General features: G+C 64.3%; 18 protein-coding genes. 3 read left to right on the forward strand and 15 right to left on the reverse strand.

The window, feature by feature from the left end:
- Nucleotides 1-83: 83 nt before the first annotated feature.
- The 13 genes from FJ222_00260 to FJ222_00320 all read right to left on the reverse strand — a co-directional run bounded on the left by FJ222_00260 (nt 84) and on the right by FJ222_00320 (nt 15,841).
- Nucleotides 84-2,417 carry a hypothetical protein gene (locus FJ222_00260; protein MBM4162871.1) on the reverse strand — a complete coding sequence of 778 codons (2,334 nt, stop codon included), beginning with the start codon at nt 2,415-2,417 and terminating at the stop codon, nt 84-86.
- Between the two features lie 71 nt (nt 2,418-2,488).
- The gene (locus FJ222_00265; GenBank protein MBM4162872.1) at nt 2,489-4,858 is read right to left on the reverse strand and encodes a prepilin-type N-terminal cleavage/methylation domain-containing protein; all 2,370 of its coding nucleotides are present in this window, start codon (nt 4,856-4,858) and stop codon (nt 2,489-2,491) included.
- The gene (locus FJ222_00270; GenBank protein MBM4162873.1) at nt 4,836-5,492 is read right to left on the reverse strand and encodes a hypothetical protein; all 657 of its coding nucleotides are present in this window, start codon (nt 5,490-5,492) and stop codon (nt 4,836-4,838) included. Before FJ222_00270 ends, FJ222_00265 begins: the two co-directional genes overlap by 23 nt.
- Nucleotides 5,489-6,028 carry a hypothetical protein gene (locus FJ222_00275; protein MBM4162874.1) on the reverse strand — a complete coding sequence of 180 codons (540 nt, stop codon included), beginning with the start codon at nt 6,026-6,028 and terminating at the stop codon, nt 5,489-5,491. The genes FJ222_00270 and FJ222_00275 overlap by 4 nt, the downstream gene beginning before the upstream one ends.
- Nucleotides 6,025-6,600 carry a hypothetical protein gene (locus FJ222_00280; protein ID MBM4162875.1) on the reverse strand — a complete coding sequence of 192 codons (576 nt, stop codon included), beginning with the start codon at nt 6,598-6,600 and terminating at the stop codon, nt 6,025-6,027. The genes FJ222_00275 and FJ222_00280 overlap by 4 nt, the downstream gene beginning before the upstream one ends.
- On the reverse strand, nt 6,601-7,302 hold the full coding sequence (locus FJ222_00285; GenBank protein ID MBM4162876.1) for a prepilin-type N-terminal cleavage/methylation domain-containing protein: 702 nt from the start codon (nt 7,300-7,302) through the stop codon (nt 6,601-6,603).
- On the reverse strand, nt 7,277-7,816 hold the full coding sequence (locus FJ222_00290) for a prepilin-type N-terminal cleavage/methylation domain-containing protein (GenBank protein MBM4162877.1): 540 nt from the start codon (nt 7,814-7,816) through the stop codon (nt 7,277-7,279). Before FJ222_00290 ends, FJ222_00285 begins: the two co-directional genes overlap by 26 nt.
- Before the next feature lies 1 nt (nt 7,817).
- Nucleotides 7,818-9,602 carry a type II/IV secretion system protein gene (locus FJ222_00295; protein ID MBM4162878.1) on the reverse strand — a complete coding sequence of 595 codons (1,785 nt, stop codon included), beginning with the start codon at nt 9,600-9,602 and terminating at the stop codon, nt 7,818-7,820.
- Nucleotides 9,599-10,261 carry a hypothetical protein gene (locus FJ222_00300; GenBank protein MBM4162879.1) on the reverse strand — a complete coding sequence of 221 codons (663 nt, stop codon included), beginning with the start codon at nt 10,259-10,261 and terminating at the stop codon, nt 9,599-9,601. The genes FJ222_00295 and FJ222_00300 overlap by 4 nt, the downstream gene beginning before the upstream one ends.
- Before the next feature lie 17 nt (nt 10,262-10,278).
- Nucleotides 10,279-11,028, reverse strand: a complete 750-nt coding sequence (locus FJ222_00305) for a hypothetical protein (protein MBM4162880.1) — start codon at nt 11,026-11,028, stop codon at nt 10,279-10,281.
- On the reverse strand, nt 11,025-12,779 hold the full coding sequence (locus FJ222_00310; protein ID MBM4162881.1) for a hypothetical protein: 1,755 nt from the start codon (nt 12,777-12,779) through the stop codon (nt 11,025-11,027). The genes FJ222_00305 and FJ222_00310 overlap by 4 nt, the downstream gene beginning before the upstream one ends.
- A gap of 38 nt (nt 12,780-12,817) precedes the next feature.
- A complete protein-coding gene (locus tag FJ222_00315) occupies nt 12,818-14,734 on the reverse strand; it encodes a hypothetical protein (GenBank protein MBM4162882.1) in 1,917 nt (638 codons plus the stop codon).
- A gap of 123 nt (nt 14,735-14,857) precedes the next feature.
- Nucleotides 14,858-15,841 (reverse strand): type II secretion system protein, encoded by a 984-nt coding sequence (locus FJ222_00320; protein MBM4162883.1) that lies wholly within the window; start codon nt 15,839-15,841, stop codon nt 14,858-14,860.
- 160 nt (nt 15,842-16,001) lie between these two features.
- Between FJ222_00320 and FJ222_00325 the strand changes: the two genes are divergently transcribed.
- Genes FJ222_00325 through FJ222_00335 form a run of 3 tightly spaced genes read left to right on the forward strand, consistent with a single transcriptional unit; the run spans nt 16,002 to nt 21,112 of the window.
- Nucleotides 16,002-18,158 carry a hypothetical protein gene (locus FJ222_00325; GenBank protein ID MBM4162884.1) on the forward strand — a complete coding sequence of 719 codons (2,157 nt, stop codon included), beginning with the start codon at nt 16,002-16,004 and terminating at the stop codon, nt 18,156-18,158.
- Between the two features lie 37 nt (nt 18,159-18,195).
- Nucleotides 18,196-19,620, forward strand: a complete 1,425-nt coding sequence (locus tag FJ222_00330) for a glycosyltransferase (GenBank protein MBM4162885.1) — start codon at nt 18,196-18,198, stop codon at nt 19,618-19,620.
- Nucleotides 19,601-21,112, forward strand: coding sequence for a hypothetical protein (locus FJ222_00335; protein MBM4162886.1), 1,512 nt, complete (start codon nt 19,601-19,603; stop codon nt 21,110-21,112). The genes FJ222_00330 and FJ222_00335 overlap by 20 nt, the downstream gene beginning before the upstream one ends.
- A 96-nt stretch (nt 21,113-21,208) precedes the next feature.
- On the opposite strand, the gene FJ222_00340 is transcribed toward FJ222_00335, so the two are convergent.
- Entirely contained in the window at nt 21,209-21,979 is a 771-nt protein-coding gene (locus FJ222_00340) for a JAB domain-containing protein (GenBank protein MBM4162887.1), read from the reverse strand.
- Nucleotides 21,951-22,916, reverse strand: a complete 966-nt coding sequence (miaA, locus tag FJ222_00345) for a tRNA (adenosine(37)-N6)-dimethylallyltransferase MiaA (protein ID MBM4162888.1) — start codon at nt 22,914-22,916, stop codon at nt 21,951-21,953. The genes FJ222_00340 and miaA overlap by 29 nt, the downstream gene beginning before the upstream one ends.
- Nucleotides 22,917-23,003: the final 87 nt, after the last annotated feature.

Below are 23,003 nucleotides of genomic sequence, written 5' to 3' on the forward strand. Positions count from 1 at the left end.
CGTCAATGAGACGAAACAGTCAACAGCCGATGCGCCACTCGGTGCGAGGTGTGTGGTGCAACGGGTTGCGGGATCTTTCAGGCTCACTCGGTCAGCGGGCACCAGTCGTGGACGGACCAACGACCGGTGTAAGCGTCGCGGATGACGGTGACGGCGGCACGCTGGTCGGCCAGGACGCGCTGGGTGGCGGTGCCGATCGGTGGCGAGAGGCGTTGGGCTGCGACAATGATGACGAAGAGGTTTTGCCGGAAGGTTGTCTGGTCGACTAGGCCGCGCAGCAGATCCTCGACCATCTGCCCCCGCGGCAGTGTTGTGATATCGGTGAACACAGCCGGATCGGTCTCATCCAGCCCGATAGACGTCTCGCGAAGCACGGCGTCCAGGGCCGGGGCGAGTACGGGGAAGAGATCTGAGAACGTGTTCCAGCTGGTGCCGGGATTGGCATTGGTCCAGGCCGTGCGGGCCTCGACCCATGCGCGGGTGAGTGTTTCATACGCGGGGGTGTCGGCATGGCCGATGGGGCGTGAGAAGACCGGATCGCGAAAAAACGCGGCAAGCACTTCCGGGTAGGGCGAGTTCGGCTGCAGGCGACTGGCGGATGCCTTCTCCAGACGGTTGGTCGGAAGCGTCGTGAAGCGGTCGAGCAAGGCGGCTCCTTCAGCCGTTGCGAGCGCCACCGTGCCGGTGCCTGCTTGCGCAAGCCCGAGATAGCCGAGTTCGCCGACGGATAGCATCGGGCGATTCAAATGAAAGCGCGGGTACTCGAAGCCGCTCTCGAGGGTGGCATTGCGCTCCCACAGGGTCGGCGGGCCGTCGAAATCGCCGTCGTCGGCCACCCGGTTAAAGAAGGGGTTTCGTGCTTGCCAGGAGCCGGTGTCGGTCCATTCGAAAATATCGACAGTATCGACAGCCTCGAAACCCGCTGGAGCGACGAGCAGGGCCTCGTCGACGCAGACGTGGACGTTCGGCGTGGTGTTCGTGTCGAGGAGGTAGAGGCGAGGCCAGATGTAAAGGGGATGGGCGGGCCCGAGTGGTGGATGTCTCGGCGGATCGCCCTCAGGCTCGAAGACGACCAGTCGCGTGGATACGGCGACATGGACTTGCCGATCCGGACTGTACAATACCGGGATGACGTTGGTGAAGCCGAAGGCTCCGAGGCCTTCGGCTGGCCCTGGGACAGTGGCCCGATCAGGGATGTCGGCGCGGTTGGTGTAGATGCCGACCGCCAGCACCAGATTTTCAGGAGCGGTGTCCGGTTCGAACGGATACCACAGTTCCACCGAGACGCTGTAGGCGTCTCCCCCGACCGCGTTCACCGCCACCTCGTTGATCATGGGGAGATCCTCAAAGCCGTAGGGGATGCGTGACGGAGGCAGCGGCTCGGGGGTGCCATCCCGTTGACGGTATTGCGGGATGCGGTCGGCATCGAGCAGGTTGAGGAGGTTCCAGGTGAGTTTCTCGGCATGACCGTCGTCCGTGAAACCGGCGTAAGAGAAGTTTTGCGTCACGGCCGCATACCACGGTTCGAGTGTGTCGGCGGCGAGCCAGGGCATTCCGACAGCAGGGTCATAGGCGAGCGGTGCCTCGCCCTCCGCGAGAGTCGACAGCCTGTTGGTCCAACTGTTCACATCGAATTTATTGATGACGCGCGTGCTGAAGAGCCCTGGGGCCGGAGGGGTGTTCGTGACGAATTCTGTCCGGACCGTAAAGAACTGCTCGGGGTCTGGGTCGTGGGCGAGGTAGAAGGTGTGGTCGCGCAGCTCGGGTGGCAGGTGGATCTGGGCGGCGTAGCGGGCGGGACTGGCGTCCATCGCGTTGGTTGGGACCGGCGGGAGAAAACCGGAACAGTCGATGATGAGGTAGGCGACACGGCTCATGACAACGGTGTCGATGAGCGGCGCGAGGGGGTCGGTTTGCTCTCCGGGTTCCGAGCTTTCCGTCAAGACGCTGGTGACAGGCACCCAGATCGATTCGACCGCAGCGGCGTTGCTGTGGACCGCGCCGGGGACCAGATTGGTTACGGCACCTGTGAAGAGTTTGACGGAGGTGGCGGGGAAGGAGACGCCACTTTCCTGCAGGTAGAAACTGCCCAGACAGGCTCCGGAGGAAGGGGGTGCCTGCGGCGTGCCGTCCGGATCATGATAATCCCACCACGCAATGGGATAGACGCGCTCGTAGAGCTGCCAGGTGACATCTCGCATGGCCGAGGCCAGCGCGACCGGGTGGATCCCGCGGAGGGTGGCGCGGTCGGCTTCGAGCCGCGCGGTGGCGCGCTCGAGTCGCATGGAGGCGATGAAGGCAATGGCCGCCACGCAAATCAGGGCCAGGATACCGAGCGTCATCACGAGCGCCACGCCGGAGCGGGAGGACTGACGAGCGGCGAAAGGGTGCGGGCTTGTTTTTTGGGGTGTGTCCAAGAGTCCTCCTTTCTTATCTGCTGAATCGAAAATATCGACATTATCGAGATTATCGGATCGCTGGCGCCGCGTCAGTCGCGGCCAAAGACCACTCCCGTGAGGTTGCTGGTGAGGTTCTCCACAAAGACCGCGGTCGGCAGAAACGTCCGGTTGGTCGCGATCGGCAGGATCGCGCCGCTCCAGCCGAGGCTCACCCAGTTGGTGTAGACGCCGGTGGTCGCGGTGTAGACCCGCGGGGTTTCGGCAAAGGCGTGGCGGCTGTCGTTGAACAGGAAGGCAAAGCCACGCTCGATCTCGACCGAAGAAGCCAGATTGGTCGTGTCGTTAAGAATGACGACGGCCGTGAGGGTGGTCACGGCCGGGGTAGTGGTGGTGACGATGTTCGTGAGCACGAGGTGTTCGATGGCGTTGGTCGGGGCGATGTCGAGGCAATTGGAGATGAAGAAAACCGCTTGGTTCGCCACCGCCTCGCCCAGACCGTTGGTGACCGCACCGCTGATGGAGAGGTCGCACGGAAACCAGATGAAATCGGCGGAGGTGTTGCTCCTCGGTGGTGCGCTGAAACGAACAAAAGGCGGGTCGTAGACGCCGTGGCTGTCACCGCCGCTGCTGTGGGTGGGGTTGATGAAGAGGATGCGGTCTTCCCCGGTATGGTACCACTGGTGCGGGGCGGATATCGTGTAGGTGCCGTTGCTGATTGCCGCCGTGCGACCGGGGTAAATCCCGGACGGGATTTCGGCGCGGTCGAGGCACTGGGTGTAGAGATGGAACGCGCGCGAGAACGGAACGGTGTGGGTGTCAAAGGTGGCACGATAAACGGATCCGGAAATCACCGCGTTCGGAAGCCATCGGAAGCGTGTGTACGCCGATTCGGTGACCGTGTTGAAACGGACGGGGCTGTTGAAGAAAACGCCCACAGTGTCATCTTCATCGTCATCCCAGAACCAGACGGCGTTGAGGGTGCCGCTCCAGCCGTACGGCACGGGGATCGTGTAGCGGCCGACATCGGCGGTGATGTCATCCCGCGTGATGCCGTCGCCGGCGGCGCGGAGGCGTACGCCGTCCACGGGCGTCGCGCATTCGCCGCAAACCACCTCGCCCGTGAGGACCAGGTCCGGCGGGAACCAGATGAAATCACGGTCGGTCTGGTCCTCGAGGACATCCCGAAAGAGATGGTGTTCGCCAGCCGCGCCGGTGCCGATGGCTTCGAACCGGCCACCGGGCGTCCGGGGATGGATAGGCGTGACACGCGCCTCCGAGCCGTCGTAAGGCCAACCGGAATCCACGCCGATGCGGTAGGTGCCGTCGCTGCCGGTGATGGCTTGTCCGGCCATGGGGAAGTCGAGGATCACGCCTGGGACAGGTTCGGCCGTTCCTTGGCGGGTGATGAGGCCCGAGAGGGTGATGTCGCTTTCTCGCCAGATGAAATCGAAGCCGTCGCGGCTGCCGGATGCGGGCCACCAGACGCGCCACCGCGGGGTGTAGCGTCCGGCGCGGCCGCTGGAGGGTTCCTGTGGCGTGAGGCGGATGGGCCGGCTCGTCTGGCGGGCCGTGACGCCGTAGACGCCTCCATCGGCCTGGATGAACCCGGTTTGTCCGCCCGCGAGGTCGATAGCGACGGTGAGGGGCGTCCTGTCCGCCTGCAACACCTGCCCCGACAGGACGACCCTGTTGGTGGCTGAGACCAGCGGCGGGACGCGCGAATGCGGGAAGGTGACGCGGGCGGTGAGCGGAAGCGTCTGGCGGGCGAGAAAGGCCTTTCGGTCTTCATCGGCCATCCCTGAGGCCTTGCGCAAGGCGTCCGGCGGCACAAGCTCGATCAAGACATCGATGGAAGCCGGGAGGGTGTTGGTTGTGATCGCGGTGAGGGATTCAGCTTCGGGGTCTTCCGCAAGGGCAACGAAACGGAGGCGGGTCACGCCGTCCAGCACCTCGGTGACACGGGTGGTGTCGTTCGTCGCATAGGTGATCTCCCGGATGAGGGTCGAGATGGTGTTGGTTGTTTCGAGTCGCCAGCGCACACGACCATCCGGCGCAACGCCGACTGCAGACGGGGCTGGCGCGACGCGGTCGAATTCCGCAACGTTTGACCAAACGGCGTCATCGTCGTCAAAGGCCCATGGAGGACGGGTGGGCTCGTGGGCGAGGACAAAGGCATGGGAGAGGCTGGTGGCATGCAGGAGGTCTTCGACGATGAGGCCGAGCGCTGCGCGGCCCCGGCCCAGCGTTCGGGTGCGCGACGAGGCGCCCTGCCAGGTGTCAAAAGCGTTGTTTGTGCCCACGATCAGCGCGCCGACCAGAAGCATGAAGATAGCCATGGCCGCGATCAACTCGATGAGCGTAAAGCCGGATCTCGGGGGGGGGCGCGCGGGCAACGCTTTCGATACTGTCGATAGTATCGATTTTATCGGTTTCCGATCAATCTTCAACCACGCGGCCATGGTTCAGTCCTTGGTAGGGGATGAATGTGAGGACGCTGTGCGATCGATCGCGGCGGTCGAACGCATTGGGCCAGATGTGGAGCGTCACGGCGACCAGGTTCACGTTCGTCGCGGGGCCGGTGACGTATTCGTAATCCGCGCCGATGTAGAGCGCGTTGGTGGCGGTGGCGGTGATCTGAAGTTGGGCGGTCCATTGGCGGGTTCGGTGGGTGTCGACAAACGCCAGACGGGTGACGGTGCCATCGCCGTAAAGACGGGGCGTGTCGTTGATTGTTAAGGGGTCGACGCTGACGGCGTCCACGTATCCGGCGGGGATGTTCGTGGCGGTCTGAAAGGGGATGGAGACGCCGTCTGTCGTTGTAAACGCCAGCCAGAACGCAGCCCAGTCGGACGGGCCGCCCGAGGCGCACAGAGTATCTGAGACGCCGCGCAGCGTGGTGAAGACATCATCCGCGAGGAGGGCACAACGGGTATCGTTCTCGGCGTCAACCGCTCCCTGCACGGCCAGGCGGCCGAGGCCGATGAGCGCGAGAAAGGCGACGCCGATGATGAGCGAGGCAAAGGCGATTTCGATGAGGGTGTAGCCTGCGCGGCGTCGGCGTGAGCGCGATACGATCACGGGCGTAGTGTTCATAGTTCACCTTCCAGACTGCGCGGGATGCCGGTGAGAGGGTCCAGGCGGATGCTGCGGGAGGTGGATGCGCCGTTGCGGGTGATTCCGATGGTGACGACCACCGGGTCGCTGTCGAGATCGGGCTGGGTGCGGCCGTCGGGGAGGAATTGGATGACAAACGGGCCGAGATCCGGATGGATCGTCGCCCATGCATTGGAAACCGAGAGGGACGAGCGCAGGGGGAGGAAGGTGGTTTCGGAGACAGGCGTGTTGAAATCGTTGGTAAAAGCGAAGCAATACCCTCGAGGCGGGTAGCCGGGCGCGTTCGTTGTCACCCCGAGGGCCAGCCCGATGGGCATGCGCCTGAGAATGGCCATCTGGCGCGCGTGGGAAAGCGCTGCAGTGATCTGGTCTTCGGCGCCCCGGACCGCCGCGCCGTGTTGCCAGCCCAGAAACGCCCCCGTCATCGCGCCGAGGATCAGCAGGAGAATGGCGAGCACGGATGCCAGTTCGAGAACGGAGAAGCCGTGTCGGCCAGTGCGTGTGCGCACAGTCATCGGGGCACCCCCGCGGAAAAGATCAGGTTATCGGCGTCTGAGACGATGCGGCCGGGAGGACCGAAGGAGAAGGCGACGACATCGCTCCATCCGACCGGGCGTCCCGCGATCTCGTCTGGGGGATGGATCACAATCGCGTAGGGGGTTCCCCAAGGATCGAGAAAGCGATCACCGTCTCGGAGGCGCGAGTCCGGGATGTCCAGAAAGCGAATGCCGCGGGGGTTGGCGCTGTCATCGGCCGGTGTCAGGGCGAGAATGACGTCAGCGAGGTCTGGCGCGCCGGATGCATCGAGATTGAGCGCCGCCGGATTGGCCCACGCCGGGAGGTTGGTTCCGACGATGAGGAAGGACGAGGTCCCCGTATCGTCGACAATGGCTTCGAGCCCCGGCCAGAATCCGTAGGTCTGGCGGTAGCGGATGATCGCCTGGGACAAGGCGGTTGCGTCGGCTGCCGCCTGTTTCTTCTGGGCGGCGCGGATGCTCAGTTTCACGGCGGGGAGAATCAAGCCGAAGAGGGTGGCGAGGATCACCATCACCCCGAGCAACTCGACGATGGTAAAGGCGCGTTTCATTTACTCCACCCAACTCCCAAAATAGCGCGGCGGACCGCCGTCTGCGGCTGCGCCCACGCTGTACTCGGGATTCTCGGTCCACACGACGACCGAGCGGAAGATGTTGGTCGCCGGCACCCCAAATTCGCTTGGAAAATGAACCGTGATCTGATTATCGCCATTGCTATCGAAAATGACCACATAGGTGTTGGGGGTCTTGCCGGCGAGGGGAATCGTGCGATCACGCCCCCAGGCGTTGACCGGATCGGCCTGGGCATTGAAGCGGGCGAGTTCGAGGAACGCGATCTTATCGGCGTTGTAGGTCGTGATGCCGGCGGGGATCTCGACGATGCTGGTGATGTTCGATCCTTCGAGCATCCGCGCGAGCGGGGCGAGGAGCTCGTACTGGGCATCCCCATTGACATCCGTGCGCGGGACATCGCCGATCATCTCCGCGTTCGGCCAATACTGATAGTGCGCGTAAAATTGCTTCCAGGCGGCCTCGATGTTTTTAATCTCGCCGCAGGTGATGGTTTGGCGGCTGAAGCGGCGGACGGCGCGCACGGTGCTGACGAGCATTCCGAGGATAATGCTGATGATGGAGATGACAAGCAAGAGTTCGACGAGGGTAAAGGCGCGGCGGCCAACCGCGCCCAATCCGAAGCGGGAGCCGTCCGTCACGAGGGGTGTGCGGACGTCAGTTTGAAAAATAGATGTTGTCATGGGGTGTTTCTGGATTACCGTCCGGGCCCGCCGAATACAGGGAATGGCTTGACGCGGTGGCTGCCGCGTTGGTGCGGGCCTCGTAGAAATAGAACTGCCGCCACGGGTCCTGAAGCGGCATGTCGCGGAAGAATGCGGTCATGGCGAGCGTGTTCGACCCAGCACCGGCGGCGGCGTAATCCGTTGGCTGTTCGGCGACCGTGAGGCGTGTGATCGGAACCGTATTGGACACAAGGCCACCAACGGTGTCGTCGGGGGACGTCGGATACTCGCCGAAGGTGTCGTGCCACCGGCTTAAAGCCACGGACCATTCGCCGAGATCGGCCCGGGCCTGGTTGATCCGGGTGGCCGTGTCGGCATAGCGGCCGAGGCCGATGACCAGCCCGATCAGGATGGCGAAGATGATCATGACGAAGAGAACCTCGACGAGGGTCAGTCCGGCGCGGGCACCCGCCGCAGTCCGATTTCGGGGCGACGCGCCCGGAACGCCGAACCCTGAACCCCGACCCCTCATGCTAGACCTCCATCCGGCCGGCGACGCGCAGCACCTCGTCGACCGAAGTGCGGCCCTCGATGACGCGGAGCCAGCCGTCCTGGCGGAGCGTCACCATGCCGTGCTTCAACGCTTCGTCCTTGATGATGTTGGCGGGCTGGCGGGAGACAACGAGCGCGCGCAGCGGATCGTTCATGATCATCACTTCGTTGATGGCGCTGCGACTGCGATACCCGGTGAAATTGCAGTTGGGACAGCCGTGGCCGATGACAAACCGGGCGGAGTCGATGCGGTCCGGGTAGAAAGCGGCGATCTCGTCGCGGAGCGGCTGCGGCGGGTGGAACGGCTCGGTGCAAAGCGGACAGACGCGCCGCACCAACCGCTGGGCAACAATGCCCTCGACGCACGAGGCGATGAGGTAAGGCTCAACCCCCATGTCGGTCAGACGGGTGACGGCCGACGGGGCGTCATTGGTGTGCAGCGTGGAGAGGACGAGATGGCCGGTGAGCGACGCGCGCACCGCAATGTCGGCGGTTTCGGAGTCGCGGATTTCACCGATCAAAATCACGTCGGGGTCGTGACGGAGGATCGAGCGCAAGGCTGTGGCAAACGTCAAATCGATTTTGCTGTGAACCTGCATCTGGCTGATGCCGGCCATCTGGTATTCGACGGGATCCTCGACGGTGATGATCTTGACCCCGGTGGTGTTGATCCGGGAGAGAAGGGCGTAGAGGGTTGTCGTCTTGCCGCTGCCGGTGGGGCCGGTCATCAGGATGACCCCGTGCGGGAGTTCGGTGAGCTTGGCGATTTTGGGAAGTTGGTTGGATGAGAGCCCGAGCTTGTCGAGGTCGACCGAAATGGAGCCGCGGTTGAGGATGCGCAGACAGCAGGTCTCGCCCCATCCGGTCGGCAATACCGAGACGCGTAGGTCGTAGTCGCTCGCCCCGCAACGAACCTTGATGCGCCCGTCGTGGGGTTTGCGGCGTTCCGTGATGTCGGCGTTGGCCATGATCTTGACGGCCGAGGCGACGGCGCGCTTGAGGCGCTCCACGCCCTTGGGCAGGGGGATCTCTTGCAGTATGCCGTCCACGCGGTAGCGGAGGCGGAGGGCGTGCTCAAACGGCTCGATGTGAATGTCGGTCACGTCCATGCGGATCGCCTCGGCGATCACCATGTTGATGAACCGGACCATACCGGTCTCTTCGGTGTGGACGGCGATGTCTGCGTCGCTCGCGACGTTCTCGGCGTCCTCGGCCTCGGCAATCAGCTGGTCGATCGTCTCGGCGCCCAAGCCATAGAAATGGGTCAGCGAGCGGGCAACATCGGTCGTGGGGACGAGCACCCAGTCGATCCCGGTATCGAGCACCATCCGCAGGCCATCTACGGTGGTGAGCGAAGGGACACGGTTCACGGCCAGGGACAGAATGCCGCTGTGAAGCGTCAGCGGGACGATGCGGTGGCGCAAGGCGATTTTGGCCGGAACCTTGGCGACGGCGTCAGGATCGATCTTGAACTCGCCGATATTTTTAAAAGGGATGCCGCTCAACTCGGCGAAGCGCGCGAGGAGCGCCTTCTCGTCGATGGCCGATTCATCGAAAAGCAGGGTGTCAAGGGTTTTGCCGGTGAGCGAGGCGCGCCCCTGCATCTCGCCGAGCTGGGCCTCGGTGAGCAGGCCGTCCTGAATCAGGCGTTCGGCCAGTTCGAGCACCATGCCGGCGTCGTAATAACGGAGAAAGGCGCCGTGATCGGGGCGCTTCTCGTCCGGCCGGTTGGCGGCCGCCAAAAGAGGGGTGTCGGGTTCGCTCATGGCTTCGTCGGCTCCGGGGGCAGATCGATGGCTTCATTGATGGCCAGGAGAACCTCTGTGCCACTCGGGAGGAGAAGTGTGGCGTGACGGATATCGGCCTCCACAAGGGTGGCGCCGCGCAGGGTGTCGCCGGGCAGCTTGAAGACCGAGGTGTCGGCGATCGAGTCGTGGAATAGAGCCGCAGTCCGGCCGTCTGGCCGCTTGAAAAACCCCGTGTAGGTCAGTCGGGGCGCGACGACCGGGGTCGCGACGGCACCCCCCGTGGTGTTATTGGGAGACGGACGCAGGTGAGCGAACAAGTTGGTGGCGGAGAACGTTATCGGGTTGTTCGTCAAAAGGTTCGGCCGTGTCCACGTGCCTTTCCTGATGGCCTCAAGCGTGTCGGGATTGGCCGCGAGTGATTCAAGGGTGGGCCGAAACGGATTGACCGGCAATTCATGCACGGCGGCGAGCTGGTTGGTTGCGAAGGCGATGAGACCGAGATCCTTGCCGGGCTTGAACAGCGCGCGCCCCGTGACCGGTTCTTCAGGCGGTGGACGATGGGCGGCGGCAATCTCGACCCACCCCCGCCACGCGGAAACGCCTAGCAAGACCGCCAGCGCCAGCACGAAAAGCGCCTTCGCGTTGGTCTGCATCAGGAATTTCCAAAGTTTTTCCATGTGGATGCTCCCCGAATTTACTCAAAGACAAGCGCGCTGAGGACCGCCTGAATCCGCAGGCGCGATTCGAGATCGGGGCCCGACATCGCCCGGATGGCGTGAAAAGCGAAGACGCGGTCTTCCTCAAAGACGGACTGGAAGAGCTGATAGAGATTGACGAAGTCGGCGTCGAAGGTGACCTGGACCGGATATTCGGTGAACACGATGCGGCCGTCCGGACCGGGATGTTCAACCGCCCCCATCGGCGCGAGTGCGACCAGTTGCTGAATGCGGTTGTCGAGGGCGAGGTCGGCCAGGTATTCGACGGCCTTGAGCTGGAGCATACGGTCGCGGATCTGCGCATGGGTGGCGAGGGACTCGTCAAGCCCAAGATCGACCGGGATGAGCGGGATGCCGAGCGAATCGGACTTGGCGAGGAGACGCTGGCGGGTATTGAACAGCTCGACCTTGTATTCGATGCGCGCGACATTGGCGCGGCGCAACGCCTTCTGATTGGAGAAGGTGGCCAGCCTCAGGCACGCGGCCGTCCATTCGTTCTGCAGACGCTGTTCGGCCAGAGTCTCCTGCTCGGCCACCTCCTTCAGGCTTTCCATGCTCAGGTTCGCGTAGGGGCTGCTGGCCAGTTGCTGGCGAATCTGTTCGTTTTCGGCGCGGACGCGCATCTGCGGCTGAAGCAGCAGGGTCCAGACCAGCACCAGGCCGAGGACGGCGAGAAAAAGGATCAGCGCGACCTGCTGGCGCTCGGAAATATGGGGGCGTCGGATCATGGGCGTTTCACCTCCAGGGAGATGACAAACCGCCTGAATACCGGCAGGGTGGCGAGATCAACCGACCCGGAGAGTCCGACGGGCGGCAACACACGATCATCGGCGCGCAGGTCGACCGCAGCGACTCGAGGGGAGGTGCGCAGACGGCTGATGATCTTCTTCACCGAATCCCAGCTCGGGTCGGTCGTGTAGCCCTCAACGATGAAGGTCTGGGTCGCCGCACGGGGCGCGAGGACACCCGACGCGGGTGCCCGCACGGGCGCGGGGACCGGCAACGGCTTCGCCTTGGGCGGTGCGAGGGTGATGGGTGAAAAGCGGGACCCGCCCGAAGCCGGTCGTCTGGCGGCGGGAGGCGTGTGATCGGGGGCTTGCGGGGTGTAACTCGATTCGTCACAGAAGAGAACGATCCAATCGTCGGGCCCCATGCTGTTGGCGACCCAGGTGAGAGCCTCGCGGGCCAGCGGCGCGTTCATCAGCAGATCCAGCACGAGATCGGCGCGGGTGCGGTGGTTGCTGGCGCGACTGCGAATGGCGCTGATCTGTTTGTCGATCTGCTCGCGTTCGAGTAGATGCGTCCGCTCATCCTGGAGCAGGCGAGCTTCGCGCGCGAGCGCTCGCAGGCCGCCAACCGTGAAGACGCCGAGGGTGAGCGCCGCGCAGATGGCCGCCGCGATCCAATAGGGCTTTTTGTCGCGGAAGACGACCTCATCCCGGAGGTGGCTGGGCAGCATCGAGAGATGCGTGGCACCCAGTTCCAGAGCGGAGACGGCCAGGCCGACCGCGAGGCTGAATGGGGAGACCGCAGCACGCGACGTCGCGTCATCTTCCGCCAGATCCGTACATCCCGGAAGTTCCGAGGCCAGGCATACCGGCAACTTGAAGCGGTCGGCGAGGACGTCGCGCAGGCCGGTCAGCGCGGCGCCGGCGCCGGCGAGAACGATCTGGCCAGGGGCCAGGGCCGGCGAGGTCAGGGTGCTGCGGCAGACGCTCATGCACGAGGCCACCTGAGAAAGCCAGCGGTCGACCGCAGGCTTGAGAATGGCGGCCGTCTCGCCCGTCAGGCCGTCGGCGTGTTTGCGGATTTCGGCCTGATGGGCCGAGATGCCGGCCGCCTGGGCGAGGGTGTCGGTGAGGGCCTTGCCGCCGATCGGGATGGAGCGGGCAAAGAGCAGCCCAGCCGGGAGCCCGACCGCGACTTCGGTCTGCTGGTGGCCGATGTCGAGGTAGAGATTGGGCGTGGCATGGGGTCCGGCGATGCGTTCGAGGCGGTTGAAGAGGGCCACGGGCGCCGGCACGAGGTCGGCAGGCCGGACCCCGATCTGCGCGGCGAACTGGATGGCGCGATCAACGATGACCGGGCGGGCCATGGCCATCAGGTAGTAACGATGGGCCGGATCGGTCGCGAGACGGTAGTCGGTGACGTCAAAGGTCATCGAGTCGCCCGCCATGTCATTGAACGCGGCCAGCTCCATCGCGGCGACCTGACGGGCGCTGCGGGGATCGGCGTGCGGGATCTTGCCCGGCTGGAAGATGGTGCTGCATCCGGGCAAAGCGATCGCGCAGAACTGCCGGGTCAGCCCGCACTTGGCGATCCAGGCGCGAATGATGCCCGCCGAATCCTGAACATCGGGCGGGAGGGCCAGGTGCTCGGTTCGAACGACCACGGGCTTGTGATCGCGAATGCACACCCACGCGGCCCGGACGGTCCGGGAGCCGATGTCGAGTCCAACGATCTGTTTGATGCGCGGCATAGGGGTTGTGTTAAGTCGATACGATCGACGCTTTCAAATCATTCAGGGGGCGCCAACAGAGGTTCGGGCTGGTGTTCCTCGATGCCGAGTTCCTCGCGAATCAGGGTCGTCGGCACCTCGGTTCCGGGAATGGTGCGAGGGGTGAGTGGGATCAAGTCCTCGCCCATGTCGGAGATGAGGGTGGCGGTGACGAAAATGATCAGATTTTCGGTGATGTCTTCGTCCGACCTGGAACCAAACAACCTGTTGATGAGGGGGATGCGGGAGATCCAGGGGATTCCCTTGTCGTCATGGGTCTGCTCGCTGGTGACCAGACCGCCCAACACGACCGTCTCGCCACTGCGCACAACGACCTCGGTCTCTATCGTTTTGCGGTTAAATATGGGGAGCTTACCCATTAACGAGAAATCGTTGCCCGCGCCGCTCGGGGTCGGTTTGTAAGCGTCGGCCCAGGCTTTTCCGTTCTCCACGTCGCTGATCTCTGGCAGTAGAACGAGGTTGATGGTCGAAAGATCGGCGCCCACACTCGGGGTTACTTTCAACTGATAGCCCAGCTCTTTTACGACGGCGTCTCCCTCTGGAACCGGCTGCGATTGATAGGTCGTACGATTCTCTTCGGTTTCATTTAAAACCTCAGCCAGTTCATAGTTCTCGTAATAACGGAACTCCTGACCGATAAAAATCGAGGCGGTCTTGTTGTTGACGGTCGTCAGGCGCGGCACGGTGAGCGTGCGTCCTTGTCCGGATGATTCGAGGGCGTTGATCACGGCACGGAGACGGATCCGGTCGATCACACCGAAATAACCCGCAGTCAGCCCCCCCTCGACTGGCGCGCGTCCCATGAGAATATCCCTTCCCGCAAGCGAGATATCTGGAGCGCCTTCAGTCGACTCGGTCAGGTCCAGCGTGTTCTCAAACCCCTCCGCGCCGGTGCTGACAGGGGATCCGAAAAGCCAATCGATGCCGAGTTTTTGCAGGTCGTTGACCTTGGTCTTGACGAATCGCGCTTCGATGAGGACTTGGTTGGGCCGAACGTCCATGGCGTTGATGATCGCCTCGGTGGAGACGAGGTTCTCCTTGGTATTCTTGACCAGCAGGACATGGGCGCGGGGATCGAAGAGCATGTCGGATCCTTCGGGCTGGGGAACGAAGCGGGTGATCGCTTCGATCATGGAGGGCTCACCCGTGCTGGCACCGGCGGCAGTGCCCAGGACGGTGCCCCCGGGGACTTCGGCGCCTGAGAGGCCCTTGCGCAGCCGGTAGACGCGGGTTTCAAGGGGAACAGGGCCGTCGGTCGGCAGGCGCGAGGTGGCCCAGATGAGCGTCTCGCCGACGTTGAAGGAGACGTCGAGGTTGCGGCCGATGAACTCGAGCAGCTCGCGCAAGGGGGTGTTCTCGGTGTGGATGGTGAGCGTCTTGCTGGAAACATCGCTGTCGGATACGAGGTTGATGCCCGATTTACCGAGTTCGTCGATGATGTCGGCCAGGCCGACGTCCTCGAGATGCATGGAGATCTCGTTGGTGAGAGCCTGCTGCATCTGGGTTCGCGGCGAGTCGTGTGAAGAGACGTCACCGATGATGTGGCGCGAGACGCCGTAGGTGTCGGGGACGATGCCGTGGCGGCGGGCATCCTGGGTCATGGCTTCGTGCGAGGCGGCGGCGCGTGCGCTGATCGACGCGCTGCGCTGCTCGTTCAGCCGGGTCAGGATGCGGCGCTGCAGGTCCGGGAGACCGGGCGTGAGGGGGTCCTTGCGGGCGATCTCAATGCACGCCATGATCGCCTCGGTCGCGCGTCCGCGCTGAAACAGCTCTTCAGCATCGCGCACCGCCCGTGCGGGAGGCTCGGCTGCGGGCCGTGCGGACACGGCCGGATCGGACGTCGTGCAGCCGGCGAGCGTCAGCAACGCGGCTGAGAGAACGCAACGGAAGGAGCGTCGCAGGAGGAGTGTTTTCATAAGCGGTGACGGGTTATCGGTTATTGGTTGGTCGCTTCTGCGTGGTGATCGGATCTCTGAACAGGGGCAATCGCTGGTTTCAAGATATAGCAGTGTACCGTGAGCAGAGAGAATGGTAAAGCATTACTGCTCGCCGGGTTCGGGCATTCCCTCCCACCAGAGTGGACCCACATAAACGTTGCCCGCGTAGGCGACGTTGATGGTGATGCCCTCATCAGAGAGTAATTGGCCCGTTTTGGCCGCCACATCAGCATAAGCCGGTATCCGGGATTCCTTGTGATGATGATAGCAGCGGACAATCGGGAGCTTCGACTGGCTGTAAGGGGCCGGAACAGCCGGAGCCACCCCGCCACCGTTCGCGGCATCGCCGAAGCGAAGCTGCTCCTCCTTGGCTTCCCACCATTTGCGTTTCGGAACCTGCGAGTCCCAGGAACACTCGGCATATGAAAACTCGTAAAAATAGCTGTTGGCGCGAATGTCGGTATTTTGCGCCTCGTGCCGCGCATGAATCTCGGAGTCGTTGTCGATCACTTCGGGAAAACGCTCCGGCTCCGCCTTTTTGGGGAGATCGGTCGGCCTGATCGGCCCCAGCCCCTTCCCTTTGTCGCTCCGGCAGACAAACACCCGTTTGTCATCCAGATACTCGGGGTAGAGATTCGAGAGCCAGGGCGGGTTGGCGCCGTTGTGCTCGCCGCGGTAGACCAGAATCGCGACGCCCATCTGACGCAGGTTCGACTTGCAGTCGGTCTGGCGAGCCTGACGCCGACCCGCACTCACCACGCTGGCCATCATGGTGGAGAGAATGGCGAGGATGAACATCACAGCCAACATCTCCAGCAGCGTAAATCCGGAACGGAAAGACGATTGCCAAGGCCTTTGGATCCGCCTCCAGGCGCCATCATAGAGCCGATCAAAATCACCATCGTTAGCCAAGGGCTGGCACGGATATTGCGAATGTTTCCATTGAAGGGGGGGACGGACTTTGGTACGCTCTCCCCCCCGTTCTATGGCTGGTTTCCTATTCACACAAGGAAATAACGCAGGATGCGTGCCAAACGGAATAGATGGTTGACAGTCATCAAGACCAAGGGCATTTGGAGTTTGCATTTTGGAGTTTGTCTACAGGGTTGCGCAGATGCCTAGCACCCGCTGCGCGCGGGTGTGGGACGTTGCGCGTCGCGTTTGCGCCAGCCGTCTCGCTGCGCGTGCGCACACGGGAGTGCATACTGGAGTGCGCGTATTCGCGGTTGTTTTTTGCGTGCTGACCATGGCGGCAACCCGGCCCGTTGTCGCATCCGAGCCGGTTCCGCCCTGGTGTGTGGGAGAGTCGGCGATTCGGATGGTGTTTGTCCGGGGGGCGCAGGATGCGTTTGCCCTGTGCGTCTTGCCGTCGGAAGTGGGCGGACGCCCCGTGGCTGCGGTGAAGGCGGACGCCGCCGGCGAGGCGCAGCCGATACGGGTCGTCGCGGCCGATGACCGGCAAATCCATGTGTTGGTCGACTGCCAGGAACTTCCCGAAAAAGCGATGGTTGCGGTTTACGGCATTGCGGGGGAGCAGCGCGTCGATCCGGAATTAGAGGGTGTTGTGGACCCCACACCGATCCGCGTCGCCGCGCGCCATTCGGTTGGGCAGGACCCGCCCGCGACACTGAACGACCTCAATCGGCTGGTGATCCGTCGGGGTCCGCAATCGACCTTCTTCGTGTTTCCGGATTTCGACGCCGTTGCGGCGGGTCTCGGCAGGTTTTCCAAGGGCGCCGGTTGGGACCGGCCTCTGGCGCTACTGCGGCTGACGTCCTGGCTGGCGGTGCCCCAGGAGGGCCGCTATGTCTTCTCCCTGTCGGGAGAAAACGCCGCTTGGCTGCAGATTAACGGCGAGGAGGTCGTGGGGCAGGAGTACAATTGCGGCCGGCCAACCATCCAGGAGGGCCCTCCGATCACCCTCACCGCCGGCCTCCACCGTCTGATTGTCGACACCGCTGTCCGCACCAACTACAGCCTCGGTGTGCAGTGGCGCCCGGTCGATACCAACGCCGCACGGCCGACGCTCGTCACCGGCGGCGCCCTCATGGAGGGGCGCGTGGAGCGCCGGGATGGCGACCTGCACGTCTTCGCCCGCACGCGGCGAGGGCTGCCCTATCGGTTTCAGGGAATCCCGGCGCTGTTCTGCCCCGTGACGCTCGAGGACGAGAGTGTCTGCTGGTCGGGCGGAACGCTGGCGTATGCGTGGCAGATCAACGGTGCCCCGGTCGGGAACGGCCGGCGTGTCGAAACGATTCTGGTTGCGACCAATGGCACGAATTTCGTGGTCGGACTCACGGTGTCCCGCGCTGCGGATGGAACCAATGGGTCGACGACCATCACCCTGCCCGCCGCAACGGTTCCGGCCGCCGAATACCGCCTCTCATCGGTGTTGATTGGAGCGCCGGCGGTGTGCTATGGCAATGACCCCGTGAACCCGGAAATCCAAGTGCGGGCGACCTCACCGGATGCCACCGATTTCATCCTCCGCGTCGAACTGGACGGCCACGACGGACCTCCGGTCGTCAGCGAGACGCCCCTCACCCTCACGCGCTCGTGGGGACGCGTTGTGTTGCCTGCGGGCGAAGCGGACACCTTTCGTGAGATCCGCTGGCAGGTGCTGCACGCGGGGGTCGTGCTCCACAGCGGCCGCTGGGTCTTTGACGTCCCGCCGTTTGAAAGTCTCCCCGATGCCGTGGACGGTGTCTCGCTCCTGCGCGGGGGGGCTGGCGTGACCCTGATCGCCCGGCGGGCCTCGCGGGGCGAAGATGCCCGTTTCAAGGGTTTGCGTCGCGGACAGCGCCTGCTCTTTCTCGATGGCTTTGTGGCCGCCGCTGGCGTGGTCGATCCAGCGGCGGCGGAACAGCTGGACCGCGCCGTGGCCAACGGACCAGACGGTGTTTCGGTGGCCTATCAACGACGTGGTTTGCAGACGCTGGAGCAGGCGGATGATCCGCGCGGTGGGGCGCGGCTCACGCCGCTCGCCGCTCTGAGGGGAGTGCTGCCCGTCGATGCCGTGCTGCTGGCGCCCGATCTGTCCGGCGCCCGTGACGGTGAAACGCTCGAGAGTTTTGAGCGGATGCTCGCCGCTTTTGCCGGAGCGCTGACCGAGGCTGGCCAGACACACCTGATTCTGGTGGCGCCGCCTGCGTTCGACGTTCTGCCTGGCTGCGGCTGCAAGCCGGGCCCCGCGCCCTGCGTCCATGCTCGCGCCGGCCGCCTCTATGCCGAAATCGTCTACCGGGTGGCCGACGCCTATGGACTGATCGTCGCCGATCTCTACACAGCGTTCTCGCTCGACGCGGGCGATCAGCCGTTGATCGTCGGCGGTGTCCTGACGCCGAGCGGGATGCGCAAGGCGGCGGAGGTGTTCCGCCGGGTTCTTTATCCCATGAATCGATAATATCGACATTATCGATAATCTCGCTATTATCGAAACCATGACTGACCCCGACAACACACCTCCCGATCTGGCCCGCGAGCCGCTGGCACTGGCGCGAATTCATCCCGAGTGGAGCGCCGCCGAGCCCGTGACCCGCCCGCAGTGGCTGGCTCTGGCGGTGCTGGCCGCGGCCCTTGTGACGGGCCTGTGCGTCGCCCCGCTTGCGACGGGGCGGGCGCTGATCTTTTTCTGCACCGCCTTCTATCTGACCGTCACCCTCTACAAACTCTGGCTGATCCGGGCATCGATCAAGCCTGGCGCGTCGCTCGCTTTTTCGCAGGCCGATATCGCCGCAGCCGGGCCGCGCGACTGGCCGCTCTATTCGATCCTGGTGCCGATGTACAAGGAGCCGGAGACGCTGCCGCAGATGGTCGCCGGACTGCAGGCGCTCGATTACCCCGCCGACCGCAAGGATGTCCAGCTTCTGCTGGAGGCAGACGACGCCCTCACCGTCTCCGCTGCACAGGCGATGACCCTGCCGCCCGGTTTCCGAATTACCCTGATTCCGGCCTCGCATCCCCGTACCAAGCCCAAGGCCTGCAATGTCGGCCTCCAGCATGCGCGCGGCCGCTATCTGGTGATTTACGATGCCGAGGACAAGCCCGAGACCGACCAGCTCAAGAAAGCGGTTCTGGCCTTTGAACAGGCGCCCGCCCAGACGGCATGCGTGCAGTCGCGGCTCAATTACTACAATCCGCGCCAGAATCTCCTCACCCGCTGGTTCGCCGCTGAATATTCCGCCTGGTTCGATATGCAACTGCCGGGCCTCGCCGCGCTGCGAACCGTGATTCCCCTCGGCGGCACGTCGAATCACTTCGTCACGGAGGTTCTGCGCGGCCTGCTCGGCTGGGACGCCTACAACGTGACCGAAGATTGCGATCTGGGCGTGCGCCTCTGCCGCGCTGGGTACACCACCTGCATGCTGCAGACGACCACCTGGGAGGAGGCTTGCTCCAGCCTCCGCTTCTGGATTCGACAACGCACCCGCTGGCAGAAAGGGTATATCCAGACCTGGTTCGTCCACATGCGCCGGCCGTTTGGACTGGCGCGCGACATCGGCTGGCTGAATTTTTTCCACTTCCAGCTTCTGGTCGGCGGCGTCGTCTTCTCGGCGCTGGTCAACCCGGTCTTTTGGACGCTGGCGATCGTGTGGTTCGCCGTCCAGCCGATCGGAGTCGCGGCGCTGTTCCCCGGGCCTGTCTTTGCGGCGGGGACGTTCTGCCTGTTCGTGGGCAACTTCGCCTTTGTCTATGTCAACCTGCTCGGCTGCTACAAACGGCGCTATGACGCGCTGCTGCTGTGGAACCTGCTGACGCCGATTTACTGGATGCTGATGAGCTACAGCGGCTGGCGGGCGTTGTTCCAGTTTTTCAGCAATCCGTTCTATTGGGAGAAGACCCAGCATGGGCTCGTTCAAAAATAGACTCTATGATGGCGTCCCCGCCGCGCTGATCGCCTGTGCGATTGTCTGGATCGGACTGCTGACGGCCGGGCCGGGCGACACCACCGCCCTCGCCGTATGCCGGGAAGTGGTGGCCGGCACCGATCAAGGGCGGCAGGCGCTTGTGGGATCCTGCTGGTTCAGCCCGCTCGTGACGGTCGTCGCGCTGCCGTTTGTCTGGCTGCTGGGTGAAACACCGCTGGCGGGGTGGGCGACCGCGTGGCTGGCGTGGACGTTCGCCCTGGTGATTTGCGGACGCATCGTGGAGCGCTCCTGGGCCGGCGTGGCCCTCATGGCCCTGGCGGCCTGCGGCATCACCGCCTCTGGAGGGGGGGCGTCGCCCGCGGCCGCCGTGCCTGCGGCGCTTGCCGTTTTCGCGCTGCGCTCGGCGGCCCTGTGGAGCCGCGAGCAGCGGCTGCGCGATCTGGTGAAACTCGGCGCGGGACTCTCCGGATTGATCCTCTGCGGCATGCCCGTCCTGGGGATCACGCTGGCGCTGGCGCTCGCCGTGCCGCTGGGCGCAGGGGTCGGCGCCGATACCCGGCACCGCCTCCCGGCTGTACTGATTCTGGGCTGGCTGCCGATGCTCTACGCGCTTGGCGTCTGGGTGCTGATGAACAGGCTCATTTTCGGATCGAGCCTGTTTTTCCTGGAAAGTCTGGGCAGCGGTCGGGTTCTGCACTGGAACGGCGCGCAGTGGCTGCCGAATCGGCCGGAAGAGATCGCGGCGACCGCTGCCGCTGCGTATGCGCTGGCGGCGGGCCTGCTGACCCGCAACCGTCGCGCCGTCGCCCTCGGCATCCTTGGTCTGCTCTTCTGGGTCTGGCTGGTGGTGCTGCGCGGCGGGTCGGCGGTATGGGCTGATGCCGCCGGACGAACCGTGCTGATGGTGTCGGGGGCGCTCGCGCTCTGGCATCTCCGACACGGAGGCCCCGTCTGGCGGACGCCCTGGGTGACGGCGGGTGATGTGGCGCTCTTTGGGGTCGTCGCGGTGATCGGTGTGCGGGGCTTGACCGCGCCGGTGGCGCATCCTGCCGGGGCGATTGCAAAGCAGGTGGATGCCGATGTCCATGCGCGTTCGCCTCACGCGCGGGTCTTTGTGTGTGGCTATGCCGGGCTTCAATTGCTCACCGGCTCAGCGAGCGAACGCATCGAGCCCAACCTCGACCTGTATGTTCAGGCCCTCCGCGCCGATTATTACGGCCAAAACCTCTACCTGCTCGTCCCCGCGCCCGTCGGCGCGGCCGCCGCCGAAAACGTCCATATCCGTCACCCGGATCTCTACGCCTCGGGGGGCGGCCGTATGCTCGTCTACAACAATTACGGACCGTGGCGCCTCTTTGAGATCGTCGGCGCGCCCACGGAGCGGCAGTTGGAGGCGTGGCGCGCCGTCACGCGAGGCTCTTGCAAAACCCCTCCGGGGTGTTTGCAAGAGAGAAGTCAGAATACAGAAGACAGGAGTCAGAATAATTGAACACGTTGCCCGTGAGAGGGTTCCAATTCTGAATACTGAATTCTGGCTTCTGAATACTGCGCTTGCAGAACCGACGAAGGAGGTTTTGCAAGCGCCTCACGCGTCAAAATTCACCAGGCCCCGCTCGCGCAGACTGAGATAGCCGGGCGTGTCGGCGCCGGGTGCGCCGATCACCACATGATCCAGCACCTTGATGCCGATGATCCGCGCCGCCTCGACCAGCCGCTTGGTGATGGTGATGTCTTCGGCCGAGGGCGTCGGGTCTCCCGATGGATGGTTGTGAACGAGGATCACGGCGGCGGCGGCGTGGCGGATGGCGCGATTGAACACCTCGCGCGGATGAACCGGGCTGGAATTGATCAGTCCGCGGGTGGCTTCGATCGGCCGGCCGATCAGGCAATTTTTGATATCGAGCAGCAGCACCCAGAACACCTCCTGGGTCTGCTCGCGGGCGAGCGGCGCGGCCAGACGATAGACCGACGCGGGCTCGCGCACCGGAGACGATTTCTCGCCGGGCGTTCGCGCGCAGGCCCGTCGTCCGATCTCGATGGCCGCAGCCAGCTCCATCGCCTTTACCGGCCCCAATCCTTTGATCTTGAGCGCCAGAAGTTCTTCAAAGCCCATTTTGGAAAGGGCCGCCATGCCGCCGGCCCGAACCAGCAGTTCGCGGGCCAGAGCGATCACATTCTTTTTCGGCGTGCCGCTCCGCAACAGGATCGCGATCAGAATCTCATCCGCAACGGCCGTCCCTCCCCGGCGGACGAATTCCTCGCGCGGACGAAGCTCCGTCGGGATGTTCTTGATGCAGGTCGCGCTGGCGCTGTAAGCGGTTGTCGGGTCAAAGACCTCTGAGGATTGCGGCTCCATGTTCCTCCCACTGTTCGTTGACGCGGTCCGCCAGGGCTGCGGCCGATTCCAAGCCCGTGGCGTCCACCCAGACGACCTGCGCCTGATGCCGAAACCACGTCTCCTGCCGCTTGGCGAGCTGACGCGTGCGGATCACCGTGCGCTCGATGGCTTCCGCGCGGGTCATGCGCCCGTCGAGCCATGCGCCGGCCTCGGCATAGCCGATGGCCGCGCGGGCGGTCTCCGACCAGACCGGGAACCGGGCGCGCAAGGCGCGCACCTCTTCGGCGAGGCCGCCGGCAAACATCCGTTCGGCGCGCTCGCGGATGCGGCGATGCAGGACCGGCCGGGGCATGCGCAGCCCCACGATCAGGGGCCCGGCCGGAGGCGCGCTGCGGGGCGCGGCGCCGCCCCCCGCATCGAGACGCTCCAGAGCGCGGATCAGGCGGCGCGGATTGAGCGGGTCGGCCAGCGCCTCCAGCGCCCGCGGATCGCGCGCGCGCAACGCCCGCTGCAACGCCGGGACGCCTTCAGCCGCAAGCACGCCCTGCCAGCGCGCGCGGGCGTCGCCGCCCGCCGCCGGCGCGTCGAGACCGTCGAGGAGCGCCCGGATGTACAGCCCGGTGCCGCCGACGACGATCGGAACGGCTGCGGCCGGCGCGCGGAACGCCGGCGTCACCGCCCGCAGCCACGCGCCCGCACTGTTTGATTCGGAGGGATCGGCGAGATCCAGGCCAAAGTAGGGCACCGCGCCGCGCTCGGCGGCGGACGGCTTGGCCGTGCCGATATCCAGGCCGCGATAGACCAGCATCGAATCGGCCGACACCACCGCCGCGCCCCGGCGTTCCGCCAGAATCTGGGCCACGGCGCTCTTGCCGGTCGCCGTCGCGCCGACGAGGATGAAGGCGGCGAGGCGGTGCAAGTCGCTAACACTGTCTGGTCGTACAGGGATCTGCATGGATAATCGTCTCCCACTCTATCTTCTTGAACGCATCATACTGCAAACCTCTCCACCTGTTCAACGGCAATTTTCGTGATTAATCAG

The sequence above is a fragment of the Lentisphaerota bacterium genome (genome assembly GCA_016873675.1).
In the GTDB taxonomy this organism is placed as follows: domain Bacteria; phylum Verrucomicrobiota; class Kiritimatiellia; order RFP12; family JAAYNR01; genus VGWG01.

Coding starts and splice junctions, on each gene's coding strand:
- FJ222_00315 (MBM4162882.1), bottom strand. CDS start 14,734: ATGAAAACACTCCTCCTGCGACGCTCCTTCCGTTGCGTTCTCTCAGCC.
- FJ222_00265 (MBM4162872.1), bottom strand. CDS start 4,858: ATGGCCGCGTGGTTGAAGATTGATCGGAAACCGATAAAATCGATACTA.
- FJ222_00335 (MBM4162886.1), top strand. CDS start 19,601: ATGGGCTCGTTCAAAAATAGACTCTATGATGGCGTCCCCGCCGCGCTG.
- FJ222_00300 (MBM4162879.1), bottom strand. CDS start 10,261: ATGGAAAAACTTTGGAAATTCCTGATGCAGACCAACGCGAAGGCGCTT.
- FJ222_00295 (MBM4162878.1), bottom strand. CDS start 9,602: ATGAGCGAACCCGACACCCCTCTTTTGGCGGCCGCCAACCGGCCGGAC.
- FJ222_00310 (MBM4162881.1), bottom strand. CDS start 12,779: ATGCCGCGCATCAAACAGATCGTTGGACTCGACATCGGCTCCCGGACC.
- FJ222_00330 (MBM4162885.1), top strand. CDS start 18,196: ATGACTGACCCCGACAACACACCTCCCGATCTGGCCCGCGAGCCGCTG.
- FJ222_00290 (MBM4162877.1), bottom strand. CDS start 7,816: ATGAGGGGTCGGGGTTCAGGGTTCGGCGTTCCGGGCGCGTCGCCCCGA.
- FJ222_00305 (MBM4162880.1), bottom strand. CDS start 11,028: ATGATCCGACGCCCCCATATTTCCGAGCGCCAGCAGGTCGCGCTGATC.
- FJ222_00325 (MBM4162884.1), top strand. CDS start 16,002: ATGGCGGCAACCCGGCCCGTTGTCGCATCCGAGCCGGTTCCGCCCTGG.
- FJ222_00340 (MBM4162887.1), bottom strand. CDS start 21,979: ATGGAGCCGCAATCCTCAGAGGTCTTTGACCCGACAACCGCTTACAGC.
- FJ222_00270 (MBM4162873.1), bottom strand. CDS start 5,492: ATGAACACTACGCCCGTGATCGTATCGCGCTCACGCCGACGCCGCGCA.
- FJ222_00275 (MBM4162874.1), bottom strand. CDS start 6,028: ATGACTGTGCGCACACGCACTGGCCGACACGGCTTCTCCGTTCTCGAA.
- FJ222_00320 (MBM4162883.1), bottom strand. CDS start 15,841: ATGCAAACTCCAAATGCCCTTGGTCTTGATGACTGTCAACCATCTATT.
- FJ222_00280 (MBM4162875.1), bottom strand. CDS start 6,600: ATGAAACGCGCCTTTACCATCGTCGAGTTGCTCGGGGTGATGGTGATC.
- miaA (MBM4162888.1), bottom strand. CDS start 22,916: ATGCAGATCCCTGTACGACCAGACAGTGTTAGCGACTTGCACCGCCTC.
- FJ222_00285 (MBM4162876.1), bottom strand. CDS start 7,302: ATGACAACATCTATTTTTCAAACTGACGTCCGCACACCCCTCGTGACG.